Annotated in this window: 18 protein-coding genes; 9 read left to right on the top strand and 9 right to left on the bottom strand. The window is 71.8% G+C overall.

What is annotated here, in order from left to right; genetic code table 11:
* The first annotated feature begins 82 nt into the window (after positions 1-82).
* Positions 83-748, top strand: coding sequence for a potassium channel family protein (locus FB470_RS21050; RefSeq protein ID WP_306999404.1), 666 nt, complete (start codon positions 83-85; stop codon positions 746-748).
* Positions 748-1,404, top strand: coding sequence for a potassium channel family protein (locus tag FB470_RS21045; protein ID WP_306994033.1), 657 nt, complete (start codon positions 748-750; stop codon positions 1,402-1,404). Before FB470_RS21050 ends, FB470_RS21045 begins: the two co-directional genes overlap by 1 nt.
* Here FB470_RS21045 and FB470_RS21040 read toward each other — a convergent pair.
* From FB470_RS21040 to FB470_RS21030, 3 genes are all read right to left on the bottom strand, one after another.
* A complete protein-coding gene (locus FB470_RS21040) occupies positions 1,401-1,550 on the bottom strand; it encodes a hypothetical protein (RefSeq protein ID WP_306994030.1) in 150 nt (49 codons plus the stop codon). The two genes, FB470_RS21045 and FB470_RS21040, sit on opposite strands and share 4 nt — an antisense overlap.
* A 79-nt stretch (positions 1,551-1,629) precedes the next feature.
* Positions 1,630-2,391, bottom strand: a complete 762-nt coding sequence (locus FB470_RS21035) for a DUF3159 domain-containing protein (RefSeq protein ID WP_442320137.1) — start codon at positions 2,389-2,391, stop codon at positions 1,630-1,632.
* A gap of 13 nt (positions 2,392-2,404) precedes the next feature.
* The gene (locus FB470_RS21030; protein ID WP_026153310.1) at positions 2,405-2,782 is read right to left on the bottom strand and encodes an OB-fold nucleic acid binding domain-containing protein; all 378 of its coding nucleotides are present in this window, start codon (positions 2,780-2,782) and stop codon (positions 2,405-2,407) included.
* A gap of 115 nt (positions 2,783-2,897) precedes the next feature.
* Here FB470_RS21030 and FB470_RS21025 point away from each other — a divergent pair, with 115 nt between their 5' ends.
* Positions 2,898-3,590: an alpha/beta hydrolase gene (locus FB470_RS21025; RefSeq protein ID WP_370876686.1), complete on the top strand. Its 693-nt coding sequence runs from the start codon at positions 2,898-2,900 to the stop codon at positions 3,588-3,590.
* A 42-nt stretch (positions 3,591-3,632) separates the two neighbouring features.
* Here FB470_RS21025 and FB470_RS21020 read toward each other — a convergent pair whose 3' ends face one another.
* Together FB470_RS21020 and dut are read right to left on the bottom strand one after the other, a co-directional pair.
* Positions 3,633-4,280 carry a DUF3710 domain-containing protein gene (locus FB470_RS21020; RefSeq protein WP_306994025.1) on the bottom strand — a complete coding sequence of 216 codons (648 nt, stop codon included), beginning with the start codon at positions 4,278-4,280 and terminating at the stop codon, positions 3,633-3,635.
* A complete protein-coding gene (gene dut, locus FB470_RS21015) occupies positions 4,280-4,762 on the bottom strand; it encodes a dUTP diphosphatase (RefSeq protein WP_306994024.1) in 483 nt (160 codons plus the stop codon). The genes FB470_RS21020 and dut overlap by 1 nt, the downstream gene beginning before the upstream one ends.
* 24 nt (positions 4,763-4,786) lie before the next feature.
* On the opposite strand from dut, the gene FB470_RS21010 reads away from it, so the two are divergent.
* Positions 4,787-5,287, top strand: a complete 501-nt coding sequence (locus FB470_RS21010; protein WP_306994022.1) for a DUF3093 domain-containing protein — start codon at positions 4,787-4,789, stop codon at positions 5,285-5,287.
* A gap of 17 nt (positions 5,288-5,304) precedes the next feature.
* On the opposite strand, the gene FB470_RS21005 is transcribed toward FB470_RS21010, so the two are convergent.
* Positions 5,305-5,613, bottom strand: coding sequence for a DUF4193 domain-containing protein (locus tag FB470_RS21005; protein WP_144593259.1), 309 nt, complete (start codon positions 5,611-5,613; stop codon positions 5,305-5,307).
* 392 nt (positions 5,614-6,005) lie between these two features.
* Between FB470_RS21005 and cei the strand changes: the two genes are divergently transcribed.
* Entirely contained in the window at positions 6,006-6,683 is a 678-nt protein-coding gene (gene cei, locus FB470_RS21000; protein WP_306994019.1) for an envelope integrity protein Cei, read from the top strand.
* An 885-nt stretch (positions 6,684-7,568) separates the two neighbouring features.
* Here cei and FB470_RS20995 read toward each other — a convergent pair.
* A complete protein-coding gene (locus FB470_RS20995; protein ID WP_306994017.1) occupies positions 7,569-8,387 on the bottom strand; it encodes an inositol monophosphatase family protein in 819 nt (272 codons plus the stop codon).
* 64 nt (positions 8,388-8,451) lie between these two features.
* Here FB470_RS20995 and ppgK point away from each other — a divergent pair, with 64 nt between their 5' ends.
* The 3 genes from ppgK (at position 8,452) to FB470_RS20980 (ending at position 12,913) form a co-directional block, all read left to right on the top strand.
* A complete protein-coding gene (gene ppgK, locus FB470_RS20990) occupies positions 8,452-9,213 on the top strand; it encodes a polyphosphate--glucose phosphotransferase (RefSeq protein ID WP_306994015.1) in 762 nt (253 codons plus the stop codon).
* A gap of 161 nt (positions 9,214-9,374) precedes the next feature.
* Positions 9,375-10,805, top strand: coding sequence for an RNA polymerase sigma factor (locus FB470_RS20985; protein WP_370876519.1), 1,431 nt, complete (start codon positions 9,375-9,377; stop codon positions 10,803-10,805).
* A gap of 668 nt (positions 10,806-11,473) precedes the next feature.
* Positions 11,474-12,913, top strand: a complete 1,440-nt coding sequence (locus FB470_RS20980) for an amino acid permease (protein WP_306994011.1) — start codon at positions 11,474-11,476, stop codon at positions 12,911-12,913.
* Here FB470_RS20980 and FB470_RS20975 read toward each other — a convergent pair.
* Together FB470_RS20975 and FB470_RS20970 are read right to left on the bottom strand one after the other, a co-directional pair.
* Positions 12,903-13,535 carry a DUF6885 family protein gene (locus FB470_RS20975; protein ID WP_306994009.1) on the bottom strand — a complete coding sequence of 211 codons (633 nt, stop codon included), beginning with the start codon at positions 13,533-13,535 and terminating at the stop codon, positions 12,903-12,905. The genes FB470_RS20980 and FB470_RS20975 overlap by 11 nt on opposite strands.
* Positions 13,535-14,887 carry a type I glutamate--ammonia ligase gene (locus FB470_RS20970; RefSeq protein WP_306994008.1) on the bottom strand — a complete coding sequence of 451 codons (1,353 nt, stop codon included), beginning with the start codon at positions 14,885-14,887 and terminating at the stop codon, positions 13,535-13,537. Before FB470_RS20970 ends, FB470_RS20975 begins: the two co-directional genes overlap by 1 nt.
* A gap of 414 nt (positions 14,888-15,301) precedes the next feature.
* Here FB470_RS20970 and FB470_RS20965 point away from each other — a divergent pair, with 414 nt between their 5' ends.
* Positions 15,302-15,484 (top strand): DUF7455 domain-containing protein, encoded by a 183-nt coding sequence (locus tag FB470_RS20965; protein WP_306994006.1) that lies wholly within the window; start codon positions 15,302-15,304, stop codon positions 15,482-15,484.
* Positions 15,485-15,627 lie beyond the last annotated feature (143 nt).

Genomic DNA, 15,627 nt, shown 5'->3' with positions numbered 1-15,627 from the left:
CCGCGAGACGGCCGGACAAGGTAGGTTCTGCGTCGGCATCTACCGGGTAACCGCCGTTCGGGTGACACACAGGAGGCAGGACGTGCACGTGGTGATCATGGGCTGCGGCCGGGTGGGCGCGTCCCTGGCCGCGGCCCTCGAGCGCCTCGGTCACGAGGTCGCGGTGATCGACAAGTCGCAGGAGGCCTTCCGGCGGCTCGGCAGCGACTTCCACGGCCGGCAGGTGCTCGGTATCGGTTTCGACCGGCAGGTGCTGATCGACGCCGGCATCGAGAAGGCGGGCGCCTTCGCGGCGGTGTCCAGCGGCGACAACTCGAACATCATCTCCGCTCGGGTGGCGCGCGAGAACTTCGGCGTCGAGCACGTCGTGGCCCGGATCTACGACCCGAAACGTGCGGCGGTCTACGAGCGGCTGGGCATCCCGACCGTGGCGACGGTGCCGTGGACGACCGACCGGTTCCTGCGCACGCTGCTGCCCGACGGGGTCGCGTCGGCGTGGCGGGACCCCAGCGGCAACGTCGCGATGCTGCAGCTGCCGTTGCACGAGGGCTGGGTCGGCCGCAGCGTCAACGAGCTGCAGGAGTCGACCGGCGCGCGGGTGGCGTTCATCGTCCGGTTCGGCACGCCGGTCCTGCCCGATTCCAAGACCGTCCTGCAGGCCGACGATCTGGTCTACGTCGCCGCGAAGTCGGGGACGGTCGGGGACGTCACGAGCATCGCGGCGCGTGCGCCGGAGGAGGAAGCCTGATGCGGGTCGCGATCGCGGGAGCCGGCGCGGTGGGCCGGTCGATCGCCAAGGAGCTGATCGACGGCGGCCACCAGGTCATGCTGATCGAGCGGCAGGCCGGGCAGTTCGAACCGGACACCGTCGAGCAGGCCGACTGGGTGCTCGGGGACGCGTGCGAGGTGTCGACGCTGGAGGAGTCCGGCATCGAGCGCTGCGACGTGGTGATCGCCGCGACCGGGGACGACAAGGTCAACCTGGTCGTGTCGCTGCTGGCGAAAACCGAGTTCGCGGTGCGGCGCGTGGTGGCGCGGGTGAACAACCCGGCGAACGAGTGGCTCTACACCGACGCGTGGGGCGTGGACGTCGCCGTGTCGACGCCGCGGATCCTGGCCGCGATGGTCGAGGAGGCGGTCAGCGTCGGCGACCTGGTGCGGCTGATGACGTTCCGGCAGGGGCAGGCCAACCTGGTCGAGCTGACCCTGCCCGACCAGACACCGCTGGCCGGGCGCCCGGTGAGCGACCTGGCGCTGCCGCGGGACGCCGCGCTGGTGACGATCCTGCGCGGCGACCGGGTGATCGTGCCGCAGCCGGAGGACCCGCTGGAGCCCGGTGACGAGCTGCTGTTCGTGGCGTCCACGGAGGTCGAACCCGACATCCGCAAGGCGTTGGGCTACTAGCGCAGCCGGTGGCCGGCGTCGCGGCGGGTGACCTCGCGGGGGCGTTCCTCCGGCGGGAAGTGCCCGCCGGACAGGACCCGCGCGTGCAGGCCGGGCGCCCAGCCGTCCCGGACCTGCCGCGGATCGACCCGGCCGCAGGCCTGCACGGGTCGTGGCCGGAACCGGCACCGGGATCCAGCGAAACGGCCGAAACCGGCAGGGCGCCGGACTGAGCCGGCGCGGGCGTCATGCCTCCTGGGGCGGCTGTCCGTACTTGACGCGGAGGTGGGCTTCGACGTCCTCCTCCTCGGCCGCCTTGGCCTCTTCGAGGGCCTTGAGGCGCTTGTCGGAGCGGCGCACGGCCCACACGACCACCAGCAGGGCGAGGGCGTAGAGCGGGTAGCCCATCGCGATCTTGGCGAACGCGAGCCAGCCGGTGTAGTCCGCCTCGTAGAGCCACCGCTGCACGATGAAGCGCGCGCCGAACACGGCGGCGAGCGCGAGCGTGGCGACGTCGTAGCCGAACCGCGAGGACTTGTCCCGTCGCCAGGCGGTGCCGGTGCCGTTGAGGAAGTTCCAGATCACCCCGGCCAGCGGCCAGCGCACCAGCACCGACAGCACGAACACGCTGCCGTAGACCAGGCTCGCCCAGATCCCGAACAGGAAGAAGCCCTTCGCGGATCCGGTGCGGTAGGCGATGAAGGCCGCGATCGCGACCCCGAAGAAGCCGGAGATGGCCGGCTGGAGCGGCTCGCGGCGGACGAGCCGCAGGACGGTGATCGCCACCGCGCTGCCGACCGCGCTCCAGATGCCGACGGTGAGCCCGAAGAACGAGTTCGCGAGGACGAACACGACGATCGGCAGCGACGAGTAGATGAGCCCGGACACCCCGCCCATCTGCTCGAGCATCGTGGGCTCGGGACGCGTGCCCGCCCGCCCAGGCTCGGCCCCGGTGTCGTCGGCGGGGCGTCGTTCGGTCTGCTCGCCTGGACGGGCGGGTTCAGTCACGCGGTTACCAGTTTCAGGAAGTCGTCTGCAGCTCGTAGAACGGGTTGTACAGCACCTTCTGGCCGTCACGTTCGGCCATGCGGCCGCGGACCTTGATGGTCCGGCCCGGTTCGATGCCCGGGATGCGGCGCCGTCCCAGCCAGACTAGCGTCACGCCCTCCGTGCCGTCGAACAACTCGGCCCGCAGTGTCGCCGCCTCTTTCGTGGGACACAGCTCCACGCTGCGTAACCGTCCCAGGACGGTCACCTCTTCGCCCGACCGGCAGTCGCAGGCTCGCCGCGCCCCGCCGGCCTCGGATTTTTCGGACAGATCGTCGGCGTCGAGTTCCTCGACGTCGCTGGTGAGCTTGCGCACCAGCCGGCTGAAATAGCCGCCGTCTTTGGCGGACATAGGCGTCTGCTCCTGTTCCGGGGCCCCCGACTAGAACGGCCCGTACGTCATCCAGCCTAACCTTGCGGGGGCCAGCACAACGCCTTTGCGCCAAGATCGCAACGTGACGTCCGCAATGCCGAAACCACCCGCCGTCCTGCTACCGGGAACGGGCTCCGACGAGGTCTTCGTGCGGTCCGTTTTCGCAGGTCCGCTGGCCGCGTTCGGGATACGCACACAGACTCCCGCGGCGCCGCGCGGTGCGGCCGTCGTCACGGGTCTGCTGGCGGCGCTGGACGCCGCCGCCGACGGCCCGGTGATCGCCGGCGGCATCTCACTGGGCGCTCATCTGGCGGCCGAATGGGCGGTGCGCAACCCCGGCCGGTGCGCCGGTCTGCTGCTGGCGCTGCCGGCGTGGTGCGGGCCGCCGGACGACGCACCGGCCTCGCTGGCCGCGCGGGCGTCCGCGGACCTGGTGACCGAACACGGGCTGGACGGCGCTCTGCGCCTCGCGACGGCGGGTGTGGCGCCCTGGCTGGCCGCCGAGCTGACGCGCGCCTGGCGGCGTCACGGGGACGGCCTGGCGGCCGGCCTGCGGGTCGCGGCGGCCCAGCCCGCACCGACGCTCGAGGCGCTGGCCGGGCTGGAGGTCCCGGTCGGGATCGCGGCGTGCACGGACGATCCGGTTCACCCGTCCGGGGTCGCCCACTCGTGGGCGGACGCCCTGCCGCGAGCCGTGGTCGTGGAAACCACACTGGACGCCCTCGGCGCCGACCGCGAATCGCTGGGGCGGGCCACGCTCCTGGCCTGGCTCCGGGCACGTCGCTGACGTTCCGCCACCGCGGCGTTCGAGGCCACGGGCGCGAGCGTGCTACTGGCCCTGCTGTTGCGCGATGTGCTGCGCGACTGCGTCGGGCAGGGTGATCGGCAGCGGGGTGCGCACCGGCATCGGGGCGTCGCCGCGGTTGACGATCGTCCCGCGGACGATGTCGCGCAGCACCGCGGGCGCCTCCGCGGCCATGGACTGCGGGCCGGCGATCACGCCGCGCAGCATCCACCTCGGCCCGTCGACCCCGACGAACCGCAGCGCGACGTCACCGATCAGCGCCGACAGCTCCGGGCCCCACTCGCCCTGGCCGGGCGCCACCTTCGCGCCGTCGTTGCGCAGCTGCTCGGTCAGCTCGGCGATCACCTCGCGCCACAGCCCGCCCGACCGCGGGGCGGCGTAGGCGCTGACCGTGACCTGCCCGTGGGCCGTCACCACGTGCACCGCCCGCACACCACCGGCCTGCGGGTCCATCTCGACCTGCACCTGGGTGCCGTCGGGCACGGGAACCCGCACCGAGCCGAGGTCGATGCGCGGCCGCCCGTCCTCGGGGGCGTCGGCGATGTCGTACGGCCCGTCGGTCGCCTCGGGTTCCGGTTCCTCTTCCGGCTCCTCGGCAACGTCCTCTTCCCAGGACTCGTCGGGGTCGGGCATGGCGTGCCTGCCCCGCTTCTTGCGTCCGAAGATGCCCACTACTTCCTCGTTCCTTCCCCAGTGTTTCCGCTCAGCGTCGCATGCCCGCCGGTCGAGCCGTAGCCGCCCGCCCCGCGTTCGCTGCCCGCCAGTTCCGCGACCTCCACGAACTCGGCGGTCTCCACGCGCTGGACGACCAGTTGCGCGATCCGGTCGCCGCGCGCCAACCGGATCGGCTCGGCCGGGTCGTGGTTGATCAGGCACACCCGGATCTCCCCGCGGTAGCCCGAATCGATGGTGCCCGGCGTGTTCACGACGGACAGCCCGGTGCGCGCGGCCAGCCCCGACCGCGGGTGCACGAACCCGGCGTACCCGGGCGGCAGTGCGATCGCCACCCCGGTTCCCACCAGCACCCGCTCCCCCGGCGCGATGACGATGTCGGTGGTCGTCACGAGGTCGGCGCCGGCGTCGCCGGGACGCGCGTAGGACGGGAGCGGGACACCCGGATCGAGCCGGGTGAGCAGGACCTGCACGGGGGACACGGGCGGCGAGACTACCCTGAAGGCATGGGTGACCACGCGAGTGCGGCCGGTGCGGTGGGCGAAACGACCGCGGACGAAGGCCGCACGCGGTATTCCGAGCGGCTCTACCTGTCGTGGTGGGGCTGGCCGCTGCCGCTGGTCGGCGCGTGCCTGCTGGCGTACGAGATCCACCTCGGCTACCCGGCGGTGCCGGTGTGGCTGCCGTTCGTGGTGCTCGTGCCGTTGCTGGTGGCGTGGCTGATCGCGATGGGCCGGGCCCGGATCCGGGTCACCGGCGACGAGCTGTGGGTCGGGGACGCGCATCTGCCGTTGCGGTTCGTCGGGGAGGTCGAGGTCATCGGGAAGGACGGGAAGCGGAAGGCCATGGGGCCGGAACTCGACCCCGCCGCTTACGTGACGCATCGCGGCTGGGTCGGTTCGCTGCTGCGTGTGCACCTGACCGATCCCGCGGATCCGACTCCCTACTGGGTGTTCAGCACGCGCCGGCCGGAGACGCTGGCCGAGCTGCTCCGCTCAGGGAAGTAGCCCGGCCCCGGCCGGTGTCACGCGCAGTCGCGGCAGATCATCTGCCCGTTGTGCTCCTCGGCCAGCCGGCTGCGGTGGTGCACGAGGAAGCACACGGAGCAGGTGAACTCGTCCGCCTGCTTCGGCACCACCTTCACCGTCAGGTCCTCACCCGACAGTCCGGACAGGTCCGCGCCCGGGAGTTCGAAGTTCTCCGCGCTCGCGTCCTCGTCCACGTCCACCACGCCGGACTGGTTCTCGTTCCGGCGAGCCTTCAGCTCCTCCAACGAGTCCTCGGCGAGCTCGTCGGCTTCGCTGCGGCGCGGAGCGTCGTAGTCGGTCGCCATTGTCCCTCACCCCTGCGATCAGCATCGTCATCACTGTTCAAGCACGCTGTTCGCATGCCTTCGTGCCGCTGGACAACGTTCCAGCGCCCCTGTTTGTGCCCGCCGCCGTAGTGAGCCAGGTCTCTCTTCGGCAACGCCGGGAAAGACCTGATCCATGGGCGGAGCCCGCAGAGGGTAGCTCACGCTTTACCCGGGCGCGCAGAGTGTCATTCGAAGCAGGACGTACGTCACCCAACAGGGGGAACGCGTCCGAGGGACGTCCACGAGACGGTGCGACAGGGACCCCGGCTTCGGACGGGTGACGACGCTGGTGCACTGTAACGCCTACGCTGATCAGGAACGACGGTTCTGGCGAGCGGGTGTTCGGGACTTCGGTCGAAGGGGTGGGGCAGGTGTCGTCGGGGATGGGTTACGGCAACCGCAGATCGCGTCCCTACCGGAAGCACCGGCCGCTGCCCGCGCTGATCGTGTTCGGCGTGCTCGGTCTCGTCGCGATGTTCATCTGGGTGCGCGCGATCACCACCAAGACCGACATCAACGAAGCGCTGCGGTGCGATCCGCCCCCGACGCCGCCGCCCGGCATGACGTACACGAACCTGGACTACACGGCGCTGGACGGCACCGCTCCCCTGCCGGCCGACCGGATCGCGCTGAAGGTGCTCAACGCCAGCGGGAAGCGCGGACAGGCCGCGATCACCACGGAAAGCCTGCGGCAGCTGGGTTTCACGCAGATCGCGCCGCCGGAGAACGACCCGGCCTACGCGGAGAAGGAAGCGGCGTGCCGCGGCCAAGTGCGCTTCGGCGACAACGGCAGCGCGGCGGCGCGCACGGTCAGCCTGGTGGTGCCGTGCGTCGCGCTGGTGCGCGACGACCGGCCGGACGCCAGCGTGGACCTCGCGATCGGCAGCGGTTTCGGCGACGTCATCCCGACCCAGGCGGCGCGCGACATCCTCGCGCAGCTGCAGACGTGGTCATCCCAGCAGGGCGACGACGGCGGCGAACAATCCGCGGCGACACCCCCCAAGATCGACGACGCGCATCTGAAGGCCGCCCGCCCCGGCACCTGCTGACCGGGCTGCTGGCCGGGGCGGCGACTGCCGGCCTCGGCGGCACCTGCTGAACCGGGCGGCAACTCCTGGCCAGGGCGGCGACTGCCGGCCTCGCGGCGCAAGTGCGCGCTCCCCGCTCCCCGGGCGCGGTGCGAGCCCGCGCTGATCACCGCCTCGCGACCACGAGTTCCCGCACTCCGCCCTGAACACGTTCCGGACCGGCGGCACGCGCTCGGCGCAGCGGCGGCAAGTCCGCCCAGCGGCGGCAAATCCGCGCTTCCCACCCCTGGGCGCTCCGCGCCGCGGCGCAGGCGCGCTCCGCGCTCATGCGCGGCGCGCTCCTGAAGGCCGCCCAGCCCGGCACCCGCTGCTCCCGGGCAGGCGCGCCACTCCTGGTCCCGCGAGCGCGAGTCCCCGGCACCTGCTGACCCGCGCCCGTGCTTCCCACTCGCGGGCGCCGGTCCGCGCCCCGGGACCACGAGTTCCCGCACCCCGCCCTGAACAAGTTCCGGACCAGCGGCGTGCACGCTCCCCGCAGCGGCGGCAAGTCCGCGCGTCCCACCCCCGCGCGCTCCGCGCTCATGCCCGGCACGCTCCTGAAGGCCGCCCAGCGCGGCACCCGCTGCTTCCGGGCAGGCGCGCCACTCGTGATCTCGCGAGCGCAAGTCCCCGGCACCTGCTGACCCGCGTCGCGCCCGCGCTTCCCGCGAGCGCCCGCGCTTCCCGCTCGCGGGCGCCGGTCCGCGCCCGCGACCACGAGTTCCCGCACTCCGCCCTGAGCACGCTCCGGACCAGCGGCGTGCGCGCTCCCCACAGCGCCGGCAAGTCCGCGCGTCCCACCCGCGGGCGCGCTCCTCCCAGCGGCGCAGGCGCGCGCCGCGCCCACAGCGCGGGCGCAGGACGCCGCTAGACGTCCTTCGCGCCGCACTCCACCGCCGCCGCGTGCAGGGCCTCCGCGATCGACGGCGCGGCGGCGAACGTGGCATCCGTTCCGAGCGCCCCGTCTTCCCCCGGCAGGGACACGACCGCGCCCGCCTCTTCCGCCACCAGCGCCCCGACGGCCCAGTCCCACCGGTTCAGGCCGTGCTCCACGTACCCGTCCAGCCACCCCGCCGCGACCGCGCACAGGTCCAGCGACGCCACCCCCGCCCGGCGCACGTCGCGCACCCGGGTCAACAGCCCGGCGACGAACTGCGCCTGCCGGGCGCGCCGCTGCGCGCTGTAGGCGAAACCCGTGCCGACGAGGCTCAGGTCCAGCCGGGACGGTGACGACACCGACAACCGCCGGCCGTCCAGCCACGCGCCCGACCCCCGCACGGCCGTCCAGCAGCGCCCGCTGACCGGCTCCACCACCGCACCGGCCACCGACACCCCGCCGACCTGCGCGGCCAGCGAGACGGCGAACAGGGGCACCCCGTACAGGAAGTTGACGGTGCCGTCGATCGGGTCGACCACCCACGTCACCCCGTCGCCGGACGAGCCGCCCGCCTCCTCGCCCAGCACGTGGTCCCCCGGCCGCAGCTCGGCCAGCCGGTCACGCACCAGCTGCTCCACCGCGCGGTCGACCGCGGTGACCACGTCGGTGGCGGTCGACTTGGTCTCGACCTGCACCGGTTCACCTGCGACCATGGCGTCACGGGCCCGGCGGGCCAGCTCGGCGGCCTCCGACGCGACCCGGACGGCGACATCCTTCAATCCAGCTTCGGCAGCTCCCACGTCCACCATGGGACCACACACGGTTAAAGTCTCCGGCACAGGTTTCTGAATCGAACGAGAAGGGACGGCGCCAATGACGGCGACCCGAGGTTTCGGAATCGACATCGGCGGCAGCGGTATCAAGGGCGCCCTTGTCGACCTGGAAAAGGGCGCACTGATCGGCGACCGGTTCCGGATCGACACCCCCCGCCCGGCGACCCCGGACGCGGTCGCCGACGTGGTGGCCGAGGTGGTCGGTCACTTCGGCTGGGACGGCCCGGTCGGCATCACGCTGCCCGCGGTCATCAAGAAGGGCGTCGCCCAGACCGCGGCGAACATCGACCCCAGCTGGATCGGCACGGACGCGGACGCGCTGTTCGCCAAGCGGCTGGACCGCCGCGAAGAGGACATCGCGATGCTCAACGACGCCGACGCGGCCGGCATGGCCGAGATCCGCTATGGCGACCCGCGGGCCCGCGAGGGCGTCACGACCCTCCTGACGTTCGGCACCGGCATCGGCAGCGCCCTCTTCCAGCACGGCACCCTCATGCCGAACACCGAGTTCGGCCACCTCGAGGTCGACGGGCACGACGCGGAGAAGAAGGCGGCCGCCTCGGTCAAGGACAACGAGGGCCTGTCCTACCCGCAGTGGGCCAAGCGCGTGAACCGTTACCTGACTGTGCTGGAGAACCTCATCTGGCCGGACCTGTTCATCGTGGGCGGCGGGGTCAGCAAGAAGTCGGAGAAATGGGTTCCGCTGCTCAAGATCAGGACACCGGTCCTGGTCGCATCTCTGCAGAACAACGCCGGGATCGTGGGTGCGGCGCTGGCCGCGGCGGAGGGCCTGGAGCACTGATCGGCGAAACGGCGCGCCGGGGATTGACCGATGATCGGCCGCAACGCACCGGCGTATCGTCGTTACAATGGAACACGGCCCACGGTCGCGGAGGACAAAACCGCAGGCCGCGGGACGTTCCCCGAATCTGAGGCAGCCGGGAGCCACCATCCCGGCTCGCCGTGATCGACCGCTGCGAAAGGGCGTACGTGGCAGCCGCAAAAACCGCTACCCGAAGCGGCACGAAGACAACGAGCGCCGCCGACGTGAGCGCGGAACCCGAGGCGGGCCGTGAGAACACGACCGAGGCCGAGGCTCAGGGCTCGGGCGCCACGAAGAAGGCGACCACCCGGAAGTCGGCCGCGGGCAAGGGCCCGAAGAAGGCTCCGGCCAAGGGCCGTACCACCCGCAAGGCCGGCAAGACCGACGACGGGGAGCCGGACGGCCCCGGCGGCGAGGACATGGAGGACGTCGACCTCGACGCCGATCTCGCCGACCTCGAGGGCGAGGTGGAGGTCGACGTCGTCGACGCCACCGTCACCGACGAGGCCGAGGACCTCGACGAGGACGAGCCGGACGGGAAGTCCACCCCTGCGGCCAAGCAGGGCGGCAAGTCCACCGACCGCGACTTCGTCTGGGACGAGGAGGAGTCGGAGGCCCTGCGGCAGGCCCGCAAGGACGCCGAGCTCACCGCGTCCGCGGACTCGGTGCGCGCGTACCTGAAGCAGATCGGCAAGGTCGCGCTGCTCAACGCCGAGGAGGAGGTCGAGCTCGCCAAGCGGATCGAGGCCGGCCTGTACGCGGCGGAGCGGCTGCGCGTCGCGGAGGAGGAGGGCGAGAAGCTCGCCACCCAGATGCGGCGTGACCTGCGCTGGATCATCCGGGACGGGGAGCGCGCCAAGAACCACCTGCTGGAGGCGAACCTCCGGCTGGTCGTCTCGCTGGCCAAGCGCTACACCGGCCGCGGCATGGCGTTCCTGGACCTGATCCAGGAGGGCAACCTGGGCCTCATCCGTGCGGTCGAGAAGTTCGACTACACCAAGGGCTACAAGTTCTCCACCTACGCCACGTGGTGGATCCGGCAGGCGATCACGCGCGCCATGGCGGACCAGGCTCGCACCATCCGCATCCCGGTGCACATGGTCGAGGTGATCAACAAGCTCGGCCGCATCCAGCGTGAGCTGCTGCAGGACCTCGGCCGCGAGCCCACCCCCGAGGAGCTCGCCAAGGAGATGGACATCTCCCCGGAGAAGGTCCTGGAGATCCAGCAGTACGCCCGCGAGCCGATCTCGCTGGACCAGACGATCGGCGACGAGGGCGACTCGCAGCTGGGCGACTTCATCGAAGACTCCGAAGCGGTCGTCGCCGTCGATGCCGTGTCGTTCACGCTGCTGCAGGACCAGCTCCAGTCGGTGCTGCAAACGCTGTCCGAGCGCGAGGCCGGCGTGGTCCGCCTGCGCTTCGGCCTGACCGACGGACAGCCGCGGACTTTAGACGAGATCGGCCAGGTCTACGGCGTCACGCGCGAGCGCATCCGCCAGATCGAATCGAAGACCATGTCCAAGCTCCGTCACCCCAGCCGGTCGCAGGTCCTGCGGGACTACCTGGACTGAGAACAACGACGAGGAACCCCGGGTCGCCAACGGCGGCCCGGGGTTTTTTCTTTGGCAGAGGACAAAACCGCCAGCCGGCAACGCAAGCCGGCACACGGCCTCCCCAGACCTCCCGGCGCCCGGCAACGCGAGGCGAGGTGCGACGTCACCAGACCTCCCCCGCCCCCGATCCCCAGCCCGCCTTTGGTCGCCGACCAGGCGTGTCAAGGTACTCTTTCCCGCCTTGACACGCCTGCTCGGCGACCGAAACCCTCCAACCGGAGGGGGCGGGGGAGGTCGGCACCCAAGGCGACCACCCAGCGCCGCAGGCGCCCCTGGCCGAAGGCCAGAGAAAAAGATCAAAAGATGTCCTCGCCGGACGGGCAGGCTCCGGGATGACCGGGGAGCGTTGTCGGCTCACCTCAGGCGGTGGGTCGCTGGGTGGTCATCCCGTCGCCTGCATTGAGGCCTATCACTGTGAGCCAGGCCCGCACGCTTTGGTCTTTCGGCCGCCGGACCCGGCGCAGGGTGCGGGCCTGGCTCACAGTGATCTGACGGCCTCAGGCGACGGGATGACCACCCAGCTCTCTTTGGGGCAGGGCGCTTCCGCGCCCGCTGGTTGGGCGGTTCGGGTCACAGCAAGCGTGTGCCGCGCTGCGGGGGCCTTCGTGATCTTCTAACGTTCTGGCATGGGTATCACCCGAACGCTCGATGTGAACGAAATCCTCGCCCGCCAGGAATCCGGCGAGCTGAAGCGCCGGTTGCGCGCCCGGGATCTGGTGGGCTTCGGCGTCGGGATCATCATCGGCACCGGCATTTTCACCCTCGCGGGCGTCGAGGCCAAGACGCACGCCGGACCGGCCGTGACCTTGTCGTTCGTCATCGGGGCCGTCGTCGCGGGCTTCGCTGCTCTCTGTTACGCCGAGCTGGCCTCGAGCGTGCCCACGGCGGGCAGTGCCTACACCTACGCCTTCGCGACCCTGGGCGAGGTGTTCGCGTGGATCATCGGGTGGGACCTGCTCCTCGAGTTCGCCCTCGGAGCGGCGGTCGTGTCCCGCGGGTGGTCCGGGTACCTCGCCAACCTCCTCGGCCTGCCGCAACAGTGGTTCGGCGAGGAGGCGACCGTGAACGTGGGCGCGGTGGCGATCATCGCCATCCTCACGGTCATCGCCGTGCTGGGCATCCGCGAATCGGCCCGGGTGACGAACCTTCTGGTGCTCGTGAAGGTCGCGGTGTGCGTCCTGATCCTCGCCGTGGGCGTGTTCTTCATCAAGGGCGCCAACCTGACCCCGTTCATCCCGCCCGCCCGGCCCGGCGAGAGCGGGGCGAGCGTCCTGCACCAGCCGGTCGTCCAAGCGGGCCTCGGGCTCGAACAGTCCGTCTACGGCATCGGTGGCGTCGTCTCCGCCGCGGCGATCGTGTTCTTCGCCTACACGGGGTTCGAGGCGCTGGCCAACCTCGGCGAGGAGACCCGCAACCCGCACAAGGACCTGCGCATCGGCATCCTCGGCGCGCTCGCGGTGTGCGCCCTGCTCTACATCGGCGTCTCGCTCGTGCTCACCGGCATGGTGCCGTTCACCGATATCGACGAGGGCGCCCCGCTGGCGTCCGCCTTCGACTCCGTCGGCCAGCACTGGGTCAGCGCCCTCATCTCGCTCGGCGCGGTCACCGGCCTGACCTCGGTCATGATGGTCGAACTGGTCACCATCGGCCGCATCGGCTTCGCGATGGGACGCGACGGCCTGCTGCCCGAACCGATCGGCACCACGCACCCGCGGTGGGGCACGCCGCACCGGATGACGATCGGTGGCGCCGTCCTCATCGCCCTGCTCGCCGCGTTCATCCCGATCACCGAGCTGTCCGACATGGTCTCGATCGGCGCCCTGTCGGCGATGGTGATCGTCGCGGTCGCGGTGCCCGTCCTGCGCCGCAAGCGCCCGGACCTCAAGCGGCCGTTCACGGTTCCGCTGTCGCCGGTCCTGCCGATCATCGCCGCGCTCGCGTGCCTGTACCTGATGCTCAACCTCGACGTGATGACCTGGATCCGGTTCGCCGTCTGGCTCGCCGTCGGGCTGGTCGTCTACTTCGCCTACGGCCGCCGGCACTCCCGGCTCGCGCCTAAGGGGTGAAACCCGCCCGCGCGACCAGTGCCCGCGCCGCGGGCGCGTCGGCGGCGGGCACCACCAGCAGCAGCCCGCGCAGGGCCGCGGCGACCCGGTCGAGCAGCTGCAGGTGCACGCCGTCCCGGCCGAACGAGCGGTAGCCGTCCACAATGGCCACCAGCGTGCCCGCACCCTCGATGGTGCCGCCGAGGAACACGCAATGCCTTGCGCGCCAACGGGAACCCCAGAAGGGCGGCAGGCCGCCCTCCAGGTAGTCGCGCAGGGCGCGCTCCGGCGTGTCCGGCGCCCCGAAGTCCTCGGTGTCCACGAAGGCCACCAGTGTCACGTCGGGCAGCTCGGGCACGCCGGCGAGGATCGCCTTCAGCGCGCTCGCGGTCCACTCCCCCTGGGCGACCACCGCCGTGAGCCGCCCGCCGGAGAGCGTCCCGATCGCCTCCGCGGCGGTGGCCGGTGCGGCACCGGCGCACGCCGTGTCGTCCTGGCCCGCGAGCTCGAACCCGTGCGCCCGCAGGGAAACCAGCGTCACGAAGGCCGCTGACTCGCTCTTCTGCTGCGGCATCTCCGCTCGCGCGAGGGCGACCAGGCGCACGGCGCCGGGGAACCAGCGCACCTCGTCCAGCAGAGACACTAGTACCGCCACAGGTGGGCGGCGACGACGTCCTCGAGCGGCCGGTCGGCGGCCCAGCGGCGGTCGGCGGCCCGCACCGCGCGGAACGCGCCGAGCAGCTCCTCCCCCAGCGCCTCGCGCATCCGCGCGGAGGCGGCGAGCGCGGCGTCCTGTTCGCCGGGTGTGGCCGGCAGGCGGTCGATCCCCGCCGCCGCCCGGCGGCCGGGCGGCCAGGTCCCCGGGTCCTCGCCGACCGGATCCGGGAGGGAAAGCCCTTCCACCAGCCCGGCGACCCCGGCCGTGATCACGGCGGCGAGCGCCAGGTACGGGTTCGCCGAGGCGTCGCACGGCTTCAGCTCGACGTTGGCGTGGTCTTCGCCGAGCAGCCGCGTCCCCGGCACGTACCGCAGCGGCGCTTCCCGGTTCTCCACGCCCCAGAACGCGTACGCGCTGGCGAAGTAGCCGGGCCTGAGCCGCAGGGTGGAGGGCACGCTCGGCGCGGTGACGGCCGTGACGGCGGGCAGGTCGCGCAGCAGGCCGGCGATGTAGCCGGCGCCCTCCGCGCCGGGCACCCCCTCGCCGGCCAGCAGGTTGCGGCCCCTGCGCCACACCGAGGTGTGCAGGTGCCACCCGTTGCCGGCGGCCTCCGGGCTCACGATCGGCGCGAAGCTCAGCCGCAGGCCGTGCTTGTGCGCCGCGGCGTGCAGGGTCTGCCGGGCCAGCAGCTGGTCGTCGGCCGCGGACACCGGATCGGTCGCGGCGAGCGAAAGCTCCAGCTGCGCCGGCCCGTACTCGGCGTGGAACTGGTTCAGCCGCAGGCCGTTGGCGTCGAAGTCGTGCAGCAGCGTGGCGACGAACTCGTCGAGCGGGATCAGCGCGTGCGGGCTGTACGCGGGACCGGGGTGCCCGGGCGAGGACGCGATGCCGGTGGCTCCGGCGGGCGCCACCGCGAACTCCATCTCGAAGCCGGCGCGGATCTCGTAACCCCGCTCGAACGTGACGGCCACCACGTTCTCCAGAGCGGTGCGCTGGCAGTAGGGCCACGGCGACCCGTCGGCGGCGATCTGCCGCCCGGGAGCCCAGGCGAGCGCGGGCTGCCCGGCGAGCCGCCGGAGCCGGTCGACCACCGGGACGAGACGGACGTCACCCGACGGTGTCGGGAGCCCGGGGTGCGCGAACGTGATGCCGTCGTGGGTGTCGAAGACGGCGAACAACGCCGTGATGCCGACGCCGCGCGTCGCCGCGCCGGCCAGGCCGCTCAACGGCACGATCCGCGACCGCGGGATGCCGTTGTTGTCGGCCCAGGCGATCTGCGTCCCGCCGACCCCGGCCGCCGCCAGGTCCTTGGCGGCCGCGGACGCCTGCTTCGTCATGCTCCGCAGTGTCTCACGCTGCCCCGCGCGGGGGATGCTTTCGCCTACGGACTGATCACGATCCCGCCCGGGAGCACCCACACGAATTCCGCTGAGAACGAACAAGCCCGTCCGCGCGGCCGCTTGACAGGCGTTCCGGCGAGCCGGGTTCCGCCTGCTCGCACTGGTCCTGACCACGGAAAACGGGGTCGCGATGGGGTTTGTGCACGGCACTGGCGGGATTGATCTACGACATCCGGGGTAATTCTGCGTGACACACATCCCACACAGCCGGGAACACTTGCCAGGCGCTCAGCGTCTGCAAGAGTGGAGGCCAGCGAACACCGCGGAGCCGACGGGCAACCGCAGGGCCGAAGTGGTCGCCGCTGGATTGATGGCATCGGGCAGCCGATGCCGGGACGGAGGGAGACTCCAATGACATCACCGACGCTCACCCGCCCCGAGTTGACCGCAGCCGACCGTTGTGACCGGTGCGGCGCCGCAGCACAGGTACGAGCCATCCTCACCAGCGGTGGCGAGCTGCTCTTCTGCGGCCACCACGCCCGCGAGTACGAGTCGAAGCTCAAGGAGATCGCTGCGGAGATCCAGCGCGGCTGAGCACCACCCCAGACCGATGAGCGGGCGCCCGGGACCTCCCGGGCGCCCGCTTTGTTGCTTCAGCCCGGTGTGCCCGTCGTCACAGCGGGAACGGAGCACGCGGCCACCGGCACGCGGTCGGCCCTGCTGCTCGGCGCCCCTCG

The sequence above is a fragment of the Amycolatopsis thermophila genome (assembly GCF_030814215.1).
GTDB lineage: Bacteria > Actinomycetota > Actinomycetes > Mycobacteriales > Pseudonocardiaceae > Amycolatopsis_E > Amycolatopsis_E thermophila.
The sequence above is the reverse complement of the archived record's forward strand: the minus strand, read 5'-3'. Positions and strand labels throughout refer to the sequence as shown.